The organism is Bacteroidales bacterium (assembly GCA_023229505.1).
GTDB lineage: Bacteria > Bacteroidota > Bacteroidia > Bacteroidales > JAGOPY01 > JAGOPY01.
In genome coordinates, this window is the sequence record JALNZD010000007.1 from 22,575 (window position 1) to 36,203 (window position 13,629).

Sequence of the window (13,629 nt, forward strand, 5' to 3'; positions counted from 1 at the left end):
ATAGAACGCGGATGACACGGATACAACGGATTTACGCGGATTACATTAGCAATACGAAACTGGGTACTACGGACTGCCAATTTTCTAATGCTGACTGTCAACTGTCAACTGTCAACTACTGACTTCTCTCACCGCTGCAGCGCTCTTGAGATCACGATCCTCTGTATCTCCGAAGTGCCTTCGTAGATCTGGGTTACCTTAGCTTCCCGCATCAGGCGTTCGACGTGATATTCCTTTACATAGCCATAACCGCCGTGGATCTGGACGGCTTCGGTGGTGACCCACATGGCGGCATCAGCGGCATAGAGCTTGGCCATGGAACTGGCCAGTCCATAAGGTTGGTTGTTATCTTTAAGCCAGGCGGCTTTGTAAACAAAATTCCTGGCAGCCTCCACCTTGACAGCCATATCGGCTATTTTAAAACTGATGCCTTCGTGTTCTATGATAGGCCTTCCGAATGCTTTTCTTTCCTGTGCATATTTCAATGATCTTTCGAATGCGCCGGCAGCAATACCGGTGGCTTGGGCAGCGATACTGATCCGTCCTGTTTCGAGCATCTTCATGGCAAATGCAAATCCGAAGCCATCCGCGCCGACGCGGTTTGCTTTCGGGACTTTTACATCGCTGAACATGACGGAATGGGTGTCGGAACTGCGCAGGCCCATTTTATCTTCATGGGGAGAGAGAGAAATTCCGGGCCACTCTTTTTCGACTATGAAAGCATTTATCCCTTTATGGCATAACTCCGGGTGGGTTTGGGCAAAGACGATATAGACCGATCCGCAGTTTGCATTGGAGATCCAGTTTTTCGTGCCGTTTACCAGGTAATAATCGCCCATGTCGGCAGCGGTAGTACGTTGGCAAGTGGCATCAGAGCCGGCTTCCGGTTCTGATAACAGAAAAGCGCCGATAGTCTTTCCGCTTGCAAGGTTTGGAAGGTATTTTTCTCTCTGTTCCTCCGTACCGTATTTCTCAATGCCAAAGCAGGGAAGCGAATTATGAACCGAAAGGATTACCCCCATGGCGGCATCGATTTTTGATATTTCCTCGATGGCCAGCACGTAAGCAATAGTGTCCATCCCGCCGCCGCCATATTTCGGGTCGACGTTCATACCGAAGAATCCCAGTTCAGCCAGGTTTTTAATGTGCCGCCAGGGTATTTCCGCCCTGGCATCGCGCTCTAAAACATCCAGTATCAGTTCCCGCTCGGCATAATCTCTTGCAGCCTGGCGGATCATGAGTTGCTCTTCGGTAAAGGTGAAGTCCATTATTTCATCGGTTTGATTAACGAGAAAAGCAAATGTAGGTAAAATTAACTAATTCCCCCCTCGCTATCTCGAACTCAGCCACAATCTCCTCCACGATCTTACCGGCCGGCTTGATTTCATTGATATATCCCGAAACCTGGCCGATTTCAAGTTCGCCTTCGTCGAGGTCGCCTTCAAACATGCCTTTTTTCGCCCGGCCGTGTCCAAGCAGTTCGCAGATTTCTTCCCGGGTAGCGCCTTTATCTTCCAGGGCTTTTACTTCATGGTAGAACTTGTTTTTGATCAATCTTACCGGTATAATTTTCTTCAGTGTCAGGGAAGTATCCCCGTCTTTTGCTTCTATGACTTTCCTTTTGAAATCCGGGTGTGCGGACGACTCTTCCGACGCCACGAACCGGCTGCCGATCTGCACACCGTCGGCTCCCAGCGCGAATGCCGCCAGCATAGCCCTTCCGGTACCGATGCCACCGGCAGCGATCAGGGGTAGGCTGGTCACCTGGCGAACCATCGGTATCAGCGACATGGTGGTGGTTTCTTCAATCCCGTTATGCCCTCCTGCCTCAAAGCCTTCGGCCACGATGGCATCCACCCCTGCTTCCTCACACTTCCGGGCAAATTTGGTGTTGGCGATCACATGGGCAACTGTGATCCCCCTCTCTTTGAAGAAGGATGTATATTTTGCGGGATTACCTGCCGAAGTGAAAACGATCTTCACCCCTTCATCAATAATGATCTGTATAAGATCATCGACCTGCGGGTAAATCAGCGGGAGATTAACCCCGAATGGCTTGTCAGTGGCTGCCTTGCATTTGCGGATATGCTGCCGCAGGATATCCGGGTACATCGACCCGGAGCCGATAAGGCCAAGTCCGCCGGCATTGCTGACGGCCGACGCCAGCTCCCAGCCGGAGCACCAGATCATGCCGGCCTGAATGATTGGATAGCGTATCCGGAAGAGAGAAGTAATTCTATTCATAGTGTTGAGGTTTAAGGTTTAAGGTTTAAGTGGGGGACTTTTCTCACAGTCTTACGGTCTTACAGTCTTATCGTCTTACAGTCTTACAGTCCTACAGTCTTACAGTCCTAAAATTTTCTCAGTTTTTAACCCGTGACAATTGGTTCTGTATCAGCAACATCCGTTAATCGCATTTTCCCATCGGCTGCCGGCATTTTCAAACCGTTACAATTTGTAACGGTTTCGTTTCCTTCGTCTAAAAGCCTCTTTTTTAACACTCTCCAATATGTTTGCGGGTTCTCGCTTTCCGTAAGTATTGCAAGTACATCAACAATAGAAAAATACCATTTTTCCTGGTCTTCATCCCAAATGGTTCTTATCTTTTTGTCATTAAATAATTTGATAGCAGTTTCTTTGGTCATAAGATTAAATTTATAAGTAATTCAACCTAATCAATTGATTCTTCTAAATCAAGATGCTAACTTTAAGTTTATCATCATGGCTAAATGTTATTTGGGGAGTTTTAGCCTTTTTAGGCGAAATTTCAGGGAATTCGCCTGATCAGGCTAATCTTTCCAGCAAATCATTAAAACTATCAAACCAATAGGCCCTGTATTCTTCCGGAATTCCGGCAATTCCACCTTTTGCCGGAAACAATAATAGTCTGGCAGTTACCTTCAGGCTATCATGCTCAAAAATCTCAGGTGCCTTTTTATCAGCTTGTTCATAAATGCGTCTGAATCCATCAATCTTTCTTAATCCATCCGTATGTTCTGTACCTTTCGGATCAATAAATAATATTTGATAATTATTGCCTTTTTGCAACCAGAAAATAAAATCAGGTTTAAATTTTGAGATTCTGTTTTCTTTTGGATTGTAATAGGGAATGTAAACTTCATCAAGACTTTGATCAAGTTTTGAAAACATCCACCAATCCTGATTTTTAAATAGATTGACTTCCTTTTTTAGATATTGCTCCAAATGTTCGATGAATTTGACTTCACTAGGAACTGTAATGATATGATTCAGATAATCAAGCCTTTCATTTTCCGATACGATTAAAGGAATAAAATAATGATTTGGAATATATTTGATCTTTAATTCTTCAAAACTGGCTTCCTCAATGAAGTCAATTTCAAGCTGTTTTAATTTCTGCTTATAAACGGTTTTATCACCGGTCTTATCAAATTCCTTATCAATTGCCTTTTCCTGTACTTCTTTCTGGTCGTAATTCTTGACACGTTGGATGTTCTCAATTATTTGGTTGTATTTTTCACCATCGCTGAATTTAATTTTCTTAAAATGAACGATTTCCTCCTCAAGTTTTTTGAACTTCTCTAGTTCTTTATTCCGGATGCTGAAATAATCAAACACTCTTTGCAAAAGCAGTTCAGGATCATAAATTGATCTTGTTTCATCAAAATCGAAATACGTATCAGGGGCGGAAAAGCTCTCAGCCACTTTCGCAAGGATTTTTACTTCGGATTCAAATTTTACGAGGGTCACTTTTTCCTGCAGATAATTATAATAAGATTGAGCAAGTTCGAAATCTTTTCTGCTCATTCTAAACTTTTGAACTATATCTTCTTCTGCATAAATATTGTCGGAATCCCTATAAACAGGTATCAGCAATTGCTTTTCCTCTGAAGCCTTATTAACCTGAAATTCCTGGCCGATGTTTTTATCTTGTTTTTCATCATGCAAGGCCTTGATAATTTGCTTGAGGTTTCCGGCGTTTGTTCCAAAAACAAACAAGCTTTCTATTGGAAGGATGAAAGATTTGACTTTTTGATACACGTAAATTTCTACTTCTTTACCCTGAACTAAGTTTGCCAGGCGTTTCCGTTTATTTTTTAACGGTTCTATCCTTACCCCGCGTCCAATGGATTGAAGTACAAACTTCTTTGCATCACTTCCTATTCCAATGTTGACAAATAATACAATATTCGGCCTGTTTGAATCCCATCCCTCGTAAAAAGCCCGGGATCCCATTAAAAGGTTGATTTCCGAATCATCCAGGTTAAGTTTCCTGAAAACGCTTTCATTTTCAAAGCTTTCAATGATTTCATAACCTTCCAGTTTATCTTTAAGCCAACCGGAAATATCACCGATCTTTATTAGTGCAAAAGGTTTCTCAGAGGTCTGAAGTTTGAAAATTATTTCATTTTTATTACCTGGAATTTTAAGCACTTCAATCTTTCCAGGGGAAGGAGAATTATAGACATGGGTCAGCAGGTCCTGATAATCAATCTCCTGCAGTAACTTTTTATCGTAAACCATTTTTAATTCTTCGAATTCAAAATCCGGATCAGCCTCCAGCTCTGAAGCCAACTCCTCTTTTGCCAAATCCATCACTTCATTCCTGATTTCATTGGAGGCAACTTTCTCTAATTCATTAAAGAAGAGTTTTAAATCGGATTCCTCTGTATCTACTGAATTTACCAGTGTTAAAAGTAATGGCCGATGATAAAAAGCGCTGTTAAAGTTCCTTACTTTATTAAAATGCTTTTTAATGTATGTCAGCAAAATCAATGTTTTGATAACGATTTTCTGTTTTTCAATTTCGGAATAATCATCCTGATCGCGAAAAGCAGTGACCTGAGAACCTGAAACATAGATATGCTTACCGTATCCTTCCTCTATGAACTTCGACAAATTAAAATTGAAGACGCAGGTGGCGTAATCCCTTGGATCAGTAAAAGTTGCTGAAAAGTTGAACAGAAAACCGTTCCGGCTTAATATGGAATAGAATATTTGTCTTTTGCTGTCTTCTTTATCGCCTTTATGTGCTTCATCAAGAATAATGTACCATTTGCCCTGATTGTCGTAGTTTTGGTAATTGATGATCTTTTCTTTCTGTTCGTCTGAAATCAGGTCGGAACGGTAATAAAAAATTGTAATCTCATTTTTACCAAAAGTCAATACATTGTCTCTTTTTACCTGGTCATATTCTTTTAAGTTCTTCAGGTTGATTTTAACATCATGATTGAAACCATTGAATTCTTCCACATGGCTTTTAAACTGTTCAATGAGGTCGTCACGGTGGGCCAGGAATAGAATATCTCTTTCAGGTATTTCTTTGTCTTGTAATAGTTGCCTGAGCAAATCGATCAGTTTTACGATGACAAGGGTCTTCCCGGATCCCGTGGCCATCCAGTAACTCATCCGGTTGATGAAACAAGAAAATGATATTTTTCCTTCAACAACAGGATAATCCTTATCATATTCCAGCAGATATTTTGCAGTTTTCCCGTCTTGCTTTCTGTGTAAATCGAAATCAAGACTCTCTTCCAGGTCAAAATAAGTGAAGAATTTCTCTTTTTCTCCTCCTTCATCTCTGTAGAAACGATAAAGCGCCTTCAGGGTATTTTTTAAGGCATTTCTCTGAAAATCAAACAGTACTTTATTTGATGAAAATCGACCGAAGTCAAAATTCTGCCATTTTCCCGGCAGGTTTTCAAATGAAATATTCTCAACGACCGATTGCAGATAGAGCTTCATAAAGCTAAGAATAAGGTTAATGGCTTATCTGAATTTGGAATGTGCAAAAAATGCACATTGCTTTTTTTGTCAACTTCGGAATCCCTGAAAATACTATTTATATGTTTTGTGATGACAGACCGCTCCTTACCATATAATTCAGCAATTTCATCCTGTTTAAGCCAAACGGTTTCTCCTTTAAAACGCACACGTAATTCAGCCTTGTTTTTGGAGATTTTATAAAGGCGGATTTCACTTGTGTTATCTTCCAGCTTTTTCATAAAAACCTATTTATTCCCACCAAATTAACGGTTTAATCATCCTGTAATCCAATTTTTCATCGGTGTAAACCCTTTCATAGATGTTGTTATGAAAAGGGGTGGAATTGAAATAGATAGAGCCGCTTTCGGTGAAATAACGGTTGAAAAACGAAAATAATTTATCGAAAAGCTCATCCCGGAAATCCGGATATTGCTCAAGCGCTTTATCAATATCAGCCTGCAGGAGTTTTTCTATTTGGGAATAATATCCTGCTTTAATTTTCATCAAATTGATAAATCCGCCTTCACCTTCGATTTTTGCTCCGATGAAAACATCCTGCAGCGCTTTGAAAAATTTCTGTTCTTTAGTCATTTCTAAATGAAATTTAACTGCTTTTGTAATGATTCAATTCCTCGATCAGAGAATAAAGTTAAGGTTATTGGGATATCATTCAAATAATCCTCCTTCTAAAATTAACCACCCATCTGACCGTCTCTTTATCTTTCATCCATATTTCAACGTTATCCATCAGGTAAAACGCCGCTTCATCCGTCTGGCCCGGGGAATAATACTCTTTGAGATCATCGGGCATCTTTTCTTTTCCTATTATAATCCCGATAACATGCTTATTAGCCATATAGGCTTTATTCAGCGCTTCGTCGGATGTTTTTCCTGTGCCGTGGGTTTTAAAAACAAAGTAGGCATAATTATACAGCCAAAACGCCGATTCTTCTCCTTTATATTTCTTATGCAACTTGTAAAACAGATCGTATCTGTAATTTATAAGCAGCAATCTTGCCAACTCATAACGCACTCCCTGGTTGTCATTGGGGTTCAGCTTAAGCATTTCCTGATAGATCTTTATCGCTTCTTTTTCTCTGCCTATGGCTTCCAGATATTGTGCCATTCCGAATTTTGCAGTCATATAGGGCCTTGTCTCAATCAATCCCCAGAAATGGCCCTTATTTACCTTAAAAAACTGATCACCCAATTGTTTTTCCCCCAACTCAACAGCTCTTTTTAAAAGAATAAAGGATTTTTCAGGATTTGACTCATTTTGCGCCAGATAATTGTAAGCCCTGACATTTTCCGGATCAAGTTGCAGCGCTTGCTGCGCAAGCCTGATCCCTTCTTCCGGATCGTTATCATAAGCCTGGTACATAAGATCACCCGATTTATCTTTAGTGGATTTTCGGCCTTTCTTTTTTGGAACGATTTCATCTATCGGCTTACCCATCACATTTTTAGCAATGAAATCATTCAAATCTTCGATACTGGAAAAATTCTGTTCTTCGATGTATTTCATCAGTTTTTCATTTGCCATCTGAACCATATCAGGCGTCATGGGCTTTACTGTTGGAGTAGCTTCCTTATCAAAGTCTTCCGGTTCATCAAAATCATTTTCATCATCATCTTCGTCTTCATCCTCATATGCTTTTTCTTCATTCCCATCTTCTGAAATGATAGTGTAATTGCCTTTTCCGACAGATTTATCAAGAATTTGAAAAATCCGGGATGGATGTTCCTCATGACCAATGAATATCGCCGGCTGTCCGTCCAGGCCGAATTCAATATCCATTAATTCAATCCTTTCATCATCTTCCTCCAAAACATATTGAGCCAAAGTAAAGTCTTTATGGGGACGAAAACCAAGGTCCTCCGCATAAGAAACAGCGCCGTATATAATATTATGAACCAAGGTGTAATCTATCTGAACGTAAGGATCCTTACTACCGGAAAATTCAGCATGCCGGTCAATAATGTCCGAAATGGCCGAAGGTGGTTCATTGAACTGCCATAATGCATTTTTGATCCCAAGACAATACATATCAACCTGGAACATAGCAAAAGTCAGGTTCCCGGTTATATGCTTCCGTGTTACAATAATGGAAGCCATGCCGCTGTCATTCCACGACTCATTGATATAGCAATCAGCTAATGGAAGTGCCCGTGCACGCGTCCGGATATAGTTTTCAGGGGAAAGTTTTGGCTGGGATTTGCTTTTTGACATGAATTATTAGAATTTTTTGTTATTGATATAAAATTGTGATTTTGTTCATTCCATCTGTGTATTATCTGTGATAATCCGTGTAATCTGTGGTGAAAGAGAGTAGATTCACCACAGATGACTCAGATTTACACAGATTTATCATAGATCAGATAAACTTTAACATCTCTCGCACTATATTGCTCACTCCCTCGTAGATCTGCACAATCGTCGCATCCAGCATATAACATGGCGTGGTGAATACTTTGTTCTTCTTGTCAATAATCACCTCGCCGTGCGTAGCTTTGATATGTTTTCCGCCCATTTTTTCAATGGTGCCGGCGGTTCCCGGATCGTTCCCGATGGTTACTTCGACATGTCCCAGGATCCGGGCTATAACGGCCGGTGCAATGCAAAGGGCGCCAATTGGTTTGCCAGCCTTATGCATGGCCCTTACCGCTACCTCAACTTCGGGGTCTACTTTAGCATTTGGGCCATCAAAAGCCACGGTCGACAGGTTTTTGGCTACCCCAAAGCCGCCGGCGAAAATGATGGCATCGAAATCAGATGCCCGGAACCTGCTGAGCGGACTGATCTTGCCGCGGGCAATACGAGCCGATTCCACCAGGACGTTACGCTTTTCCGGCATCTCTTTGTGGGTGAGGTGGTTTATTACATGGTACTGGTCGATATCCGGGGCGAATATTTCATAAAACGCTCCTTGTTGCCCGATGGCCAGAAGGGTGAATGTTGCTTCGTGTATCTCTGCACCGTCGAAAACGCCGCAACCTGCTAAAATAACTGCAAATTTCTTCATGGTTTTTGTACTTTTGAATTTGATTATTTCAAAGATAATAAAGTTTCAAATGCTGACAGGTCTTCGACGCTGTCAGATTTGAAGTGATTTTCTGATCTGTCAGCGTCCGCCGAAGGCGGGACCTGACAGCATCATAAAAGTTTATCAGTATTTTTTATCTTTGTAAGAACAACATCCACTAACTATTATGAAACTTCCTGCTTTTATTTTCATTATCCTGCTTCTGATCTCATGTGATAATAAAGATAACATCCCTGACCCTGCCGAAGATACTTTCATGCGTGGTGCCGACCTTTCCTTTCTGCCTGAAATTGAATCCTATCACCCTAAGTTTTTTGATCCCGCGGGGAATGTGAAAGATGTCCTGACTATCCTTAAGGAAGCTGGCTGCAATACAGTAAGGTTACGTCTATGGCATACGCCTCAAAGTGCACATTCCGGCTTTTCCGAAGTGGCTGAATTTTCCAATCGCATCAAAGAAGCCGGGATGAAAGTATATCTTACCGTTCATTTTTCCGATACCTGGGCCGACCCGGGACAGCAGGCAACACCGTCTGCCTGGCAAAGTCTTTCTTTCGCCCAGTTGAAAGACAGCATTTACCATTACATGGAAAAAATTATAACAGTTATACAGCCGGAATATATTTCCCTGGGTAATGAAATAAACGGAGGTATGCTCTGGGAACAAGGCAGGATCAACAACGGCACCAACCTGTATCAATTGCTGGAACAAGCGGCCCTTGCCACCAGGCAGGCATCTACCTCAACGAAGATCATCATCCATTTTGCAGGATTAGACGGCTCAGACTGGTTTTTTAACCAGGTCAGGAATAATGGCATCGATTATGATATCATCGGCATTTCCTATTACCCGGCCTGGCATGGGAAAAACCTTGACTCCCTTAAAACCATGCTAAATAGCCTGGCCACTGATTTCAACAAACCGGTTTTGATCGCTGAAACGGCCTATCCTTTTACGCTGGAATGGGAAGACTGGACGAATAATGTGATTGGCCTGCCGGAACAGCTGATCCCTGCCTATCCAGCTACACCACAAGGGCAGGAGGATTTCATGTCAGCACTTAAAGAAACCATTATGTCGGTGACAAACGGAACAGGTTTTTGCTATTGGGGCGGGGAATGGATCGCTTATAAAGGTCCGCTTGCCGAAAATGGCTCAAACTGGGAAAACCAGGCACTCTTTGATTTTGACAATCACGCGCTTCCGGTCCTAAGCGCCTTTCATAAATAGTCCACTCTCAATCCGAACAACATGAAAAAAACATTATGCCGCAGGTTTACTATTCGCTCCGGCCTCATCCTTTGGCTGATCATTCAGATATGCTTCAATAAAACATTATCGGCTCAGGAATTTGCGATCGGGGCGGACCTGTCATTTCTAAAAGCCGCAGAGGAAAATGGATTTCAATTTAAAGAAGATGGAAAAGTAAAACCCGGACTGGAGATTTTCAAAGATCATGGTTATAACTGGATCCGCCTGCGCTTGTTCCATACCCCCACGGAACTGCCAAATGACCTGGAATATACCATTGACCTGGCACAAGAGGCGAAAAAACTGGGATTCAAATTGCTTCTGAATTTTCATTATTCCGATACCTGGGCCGATCCGGCAAAACAGTTCATTCCGGAAGCCTGGGCCGGAAAATCTCATGAAGAGCTGGTGAGCGCCGTTTTCGAATATACCCGCGATGTGCTGGTAAGGTTCAGGGAAGCGGGAGTATTCCCCGATATGGTACAGCCGGGCAATGAAGTGATCAACGGAATGCTCTGGCCCGACGGGAAAATACCGGAAAGCTGGGATCATTTCGCCGATCTTCTCCGGGCTGGCATAGAGGGTGTATATGCCGGATGCGGCAACCTGCCGCGTCCCCTGATCATGGTCCACATCGACCAGGGTGGCAATAAAGACCGGACGAAATACTTCTTCGATAAAATATTTGAATACGGTATTGATTTCGATGTGATCGGGCAGTCATATTATCCCTGGTGGCATGGCAGCCTGTTCGACCTGAGGAAAAATCTGATTTTCATGGCAAAAGAATACCATAAACCGATCATGCTGGTGGAGGTAGCTTATTGCGCAGAACCGACCGAATATCTCTCTAAACCAGGTCCTTTCCCGGAAACCCCGGAAGGGCAAAAGGAATTCCTGGAAGAAGTTACGAAGATTGTCCTGGCCACCCCGGATAACCTGGGAACGGGCATTATGTGGTGGGAGCCTGCCACCGCCGGACTAGGCAATGTTTCAGCGAGGGATTTCTTCGACGATGAAGGAAATGTACTTCCGGTAATAAAGGTTTTTGACAAGTACTATCGATATTGAAAATGAATAATTGCATTTTCAAACTTCCTGTGCTGGTGATCATGTTGCTATTGATAAACGGCTGCCGTCAGCCTGAATATTCCGCACCCATGGCTCCAATGCTTTTCAATGACGGATGGGAATTTATTCTTGCTGTGGACAGCTCTGAAGTCTTTAACACCAAAAGCGGATTGGCCTGGGAAAAAGTCAAGCTGCCGCATACACCGGTGATAGAACCACTCGTGGTTAATGACCAGTGGCAGGGAATATGCTGGTACCGGAAGGATTTTGTCCTTCCGGCCAACGCAGTGGGAAAACGCCTGTTTCTGAGATTTGAGGGGGCTATGAATGTCGCGGATGTGTGGGTTAACGGCGTGAAAAAAACAAGGCACCTCGGCGGCTACCTTCCTTTTGTCATTGATTTTACGGATAAGGCTCTACCGGATGCATTAAACCATGCGATCGTCCGGCTGGATAATACCGATAACCCTATCACAGGTCCAAAACCCCTGAAACAACTTGATTATAATACCTACGGAGGACTGTACCGGGATGTTTTTCTGATTATGGAAAATACCGTTTTCATTACAGATCCCATCTTTGAAAATAAACCGGGCAGCGGCGGGATTTTTGTAAGTTATCCTGAGGTCAGCAGGGAAAAAGCTGTGATCAGGATACAGACACATGTGAAGAATACTGGTGCCCATGATCAGGATATCGTCATCAGTCATTTTATCCTGAAAGGCACTGACGAAATTATAAGATATTCAGCGCCCGAAAGGGAATTAAAAGCCGGAAGTGACAAGAAATTTATTGAGGATATTACACTCCAATCACCGGATTTATGGTCCCCTGCTTCTCCAAATCTATATAAGCTGGTGACACGCGTTTCTGCCGGCAACCGGCTCCTTGATGCAGATACGACCCGGATCGGGATCAGGCGCTTTGAGATCCGTCAGGATCATTTCTCCATCAATGGGGAGGAGATGTTCCTTCGTGGAGTAAACCGGCACCAGGAATACCCTTATATCGGTTATGCCCTCAGCAATGAGGCACAATACAGGGACGCCCGAAAGATCAAAGAAGCAGGGTTCGATTATGTTCGCCTGTCGCATTACCCTCATGCTCCTGCGTTCATGGACGCGTGTGACGAACTTGGGCTTATCGTTGTTGATGCGATCCCGGGCTGGCAGTTTTTTAATGAGAATGAAGCATTTAAAACGCAGGTGATACAAACCTGCCGGGATATGATCCGCAGGGACAGGAACCATGCCTGCGTGATATCCTGGGAAGTTTCCCTTAACGAATCCTGGATGCCGGAAAAATTCATCGGCCAGGCTGTGGCGGCATCCCGTGAAGAGTTTCCCGGTGACCAGTGTTTCACTGCCGGCTGGATGAATTACGGCTATGATATTTTCCTGCAGGCACGACAGCACAGGCTTCAACATTATGAAGAACCCGGTAAACCATATATTGTTTCGGAATATGGCGACTGGGAGTATTATGCCATGAATGCCGGGCTGGAGCAGAATCAATGGAAAGACTTAGTGCCGGATGACCGTTCAAGTCGCCAGCCACTTGCCGCAGGTGAAAAACAGCTCCTTCAGCAGGCCACCAATATCCAGGAGGCGCACAATGACAATTTCAACACCCCTGCTTTTGCGGATGGTTACTGGGTGATGTACGACTATAACCGGGGGTTTGCGGATGACCTCGAAACCTCGGGCATCATGACCATCTTCCGGGTCCCGAAATTCAGTTATTATTTCTTCCAAAGTCAGCGGGATGCAGATGAGGTTTCATCATTATTTCCTTCCGGCCCGATGGTATATATCGCTTCCTGGTGGGATGAAAATTCTTCATCAAATGTCAGGGTATTCAGCAATTGCGAAGAAGTGGAATTGTCATTGAACGGCGTTTTGATTTCCAGCCAGAAACCCGACACCGGCAGGATTTGCAACAACCTGGCACATCCACCATTTACATTCCGGTTAGATAAATTTAAACCGGGAACGCTTGTGGCAGTTGGTTTTATAGGAGGGGAAAAAGCAGCGCAGGATACAGTCACAACACCAGGTCAGCCGGCTGCTATAAAACTCGTATATGATGAAAGCGGACTACCCCCAAAAGCAGGATGCAACGATGCGGTCTTTATTCATGCCATCATTCTTGATGCGAATGGCAACAAGGTTCCTATCAATGGCGTCATGGTCAATTTTTTTATATCGGGTGATGCGTCAGTCATAAATCCTGAAAGTAAGGCATCAAGTGAGGCCGGCATCGCGGCTGCCCTGATCCGTATCGGTGAATTACCAGGCGAGATTACCATACAAGCTTCAACAGCCGGATTATCTCCCGCAAAACTGAGAATAAAATCTCAGTGAAAAAGGATTGTATTGACAATAACGATTTTATTTTAACCACTAAGGCGCATTAAGGGTTTTCACTAAGGCGCACAAGGAAAATCTGCGCTTATCTGCGCCTTGATCTGCGAAAATCCGCGAGAAATATTTAAAAAGTTTCTCGCAGATGAACGCA

The 13,629-nt window shown here is 43.2% G+C and carries 10 protein-coding genes and 1 pseudogene; 3 read left to right on the top strand and 8 right to left on the bottom strand.

Features of this window, described 5'->3' with window-relative positions; all coding sequences use genetic code 11:
* Nucleotides 1–128 precede the first annotated feature (128 nt).
* From M0Q51_04025 to elbB, 8 genes and pseudogenes are all read right to left on the bottom strand, one after another.
* Entirely contained in the window at nt 129–1,268 is a 1,140-nt protein-coding gene (locus tag M0Q51_04025) for an acyl-CoA dehydrogenase family protein (GenBank protein ID MCK9399152.1), read from the bottom strand.
* A gap of 16 nt (nt 1,269–1,284) precedes the next feature.
* Nucleotides 1,285–2,244, bottom strand: a complete 960-nt coding sequence (locus M0Q51_04030) for a nitronate monooxygenase (GenBank protein ID MCK9399153.1) — start codon at nt 2,242–2,244, stop codon at nt 1,285–1,287.
* A 137-nt stretch (nt 2,245–2,381) separates the two neighbouring features.
* A pseudogene (locus M0Q51_04035) lies at nt 2,382–2,645 on the bottom strand (hypothetical protein).
* 139 nt (nt 2,646–2,784) lie between these two features.
* Nucleotides 2,785–5,724 carry a DEAD/DEAH box helicase family protein gene (locus M0Q51_04040; protein MCK9399154.1) on the bottom strand — a complete coding sequence of 980 codons (2,940 nt, stop codon included), beginning with the start codon at nt 5,722–5,724 and terminating at the stop codon, nt 2,785–2,787.
* Nucleotides 5,721–5,984, bottom strand: a complete 264-nt coding sequence (locus tag M0Q51_04045) for a hypothetical protein (GenBank protein MCK9399155.1) — start codon at nt 5,982–5,984, stop codon at nt 5,721–5,723. Before M0Q51_04045 ends, M0Q51_04040 begins: the two co-directional genes overlap by 4 nt.
* Before the next feature lie 10 nt (nt 5,985–5,994).
* The gene (locus tag M0Q51_04050; protein MCK9399156.1) at nt 5,995–6,336 is read right to left on the bottom strand and encodes a hypothetical protein; all 342 of its coding nucleotides are present in this window, start codon (nt 6,334–6,336) and stop codon (nt 5,995–5,997) included.
* A 79-nt stretch (nt 6,337–6,415) separates the two neighbouring features.
* Entirely contained in the window at nt 6,416–7,975 is a 1,560-nt protein-coding gene (locus M0Q51_04055) for a hypothetical protein (protein ID MCK9399157.1), read from the bottom strand.
* Nucleotides 7,976–8,120: 145 nt separating this feature from the next.
* Entirely contained in the window at nt 8,121–8,768 is a 648-nt protein-coding gene (gene elbB, locus M0Q51_04060; protein ID MCK9399158.1) for an isoprenoid biosynthesis glyoxalase ElbB, read from the bottom strand.
* Nucleotides 8,769–8,955: 187 nt separating this feature from the next.
* On the opposite strand from elbB, the gene M0Q51_04065 reads away from it, so the two are divergent.
* Genes M0Q51_04065 through M0Q51_04075 form a run of 3 tightly spaced genes read left to right on the top strand, consistent with a single transcriptional unit; the run spans nt 8,956 to nt 13,475 of the window.
* Nucleotides 8,956–10,020 carry an arabinogalactan endo-1,4-beta-galactosidase gene (locus M0Q51_04065; protein ID MCK9399159.1) on the top strand — a complete coding sequence of 355 codons (1,065 nt, stop codon included), beginning with the start codon at nt 8,956–8,958 and terminating at the stop codon, nt 10,018–10,020.
* 21 nt (nt 10,021–10,041) lie between these two features.
* A complete protein-coding gene (locus tag M0Q51_04070) occupies nt 10,042–11,112 on the top strand; it encodes an arabinogalactan endo-1,4-beta-galactosidase (protein MCK9399160.1) in 1,071 nt (356 codons plus the stop codon).
* Nucleotides 11,113–11,114: 2 nt separating this feature from the next.
* Complete coding sequence (locus tag M0Q51_04075; GenBank protein ID MCK9399161.1) at nt 11,115–13,475, top strand: DUF4982 domain-containing protein; 2,361 nt, start codon at nt 11,115–11,117, stop codon at nt 13,473–13,475.
* Nucleotides 13,476–13,629: the final 154 nt, after the last annotated feature.

Coding starts and splice junctions, on each gene's coding strand:
- M0Q51_04065 (MCK9399159.1), top strand. CDS start 8,956: ATGAAACTTCCTGCTTTTATTTTCATTATCCTGCTTCTGATCTCATGT.
- M0Q51_04055 (MCK9399157.1), bottom strand. CDS start 7,975: ATGTCAAAAAGCAAATCCCAGCCAAAACTTTCCCCTGAAAACTATATC.
- M0Q51_04050 (MCK9399156.1), bottom strand. CDS start 6,336: ATGACTAAAGAACAGAAATTTTTCAAAGCGCTGCAGGATGTTTTCATC.
- M0Q51_04030 (MCK9399153.1), bottom strand. CDS start 2,244: ATGAATAGAATTACTTCTCTCTTCCGGATACGCTATCCAATCATTCAG.
- M0Q51_04070 (MCK9399160.1), top strand. CDS start 10,042: ATGAAAAAAACATTATGCCGCAGGTTTACTATTCGCTCCGGCCTCATC.
- M0Q51_04075 (MCK9399161.1), top strand. CDS start 11,115: ATGAATAATTGCATTTTCAAACTTCCTGTGCTGGTGATCATGTTGCTA.
- M0Q51_04040 (MCK9399154.1), bottom strand. CDS start 5,724: ATGAAGCTCTATCTGCAATCGGTCGTTGAGAATATTTCATTTGAAAAC.
- M0Q51_04025 (MCK9399152.1), bottom strand. CDS start 1,268: ATGGACTTCACCTTTACCGAAGAGCAACTCATGATCCGCCAGGCTGCA.
- M0Q51_04045 (MCK9399155.1), bottom strand. CDS start 5,984: ATGAAAAAGCTGGAAGATAACACAAGTGAAATCCGCCTTTATAAAATC.
- elbB (MCK9399158.1), bottom strand. CDS start 8,768: ATGAAGAAATTTGCAGTTATTTTAGCAGGTTGCGGCGTTTTCGACGGT.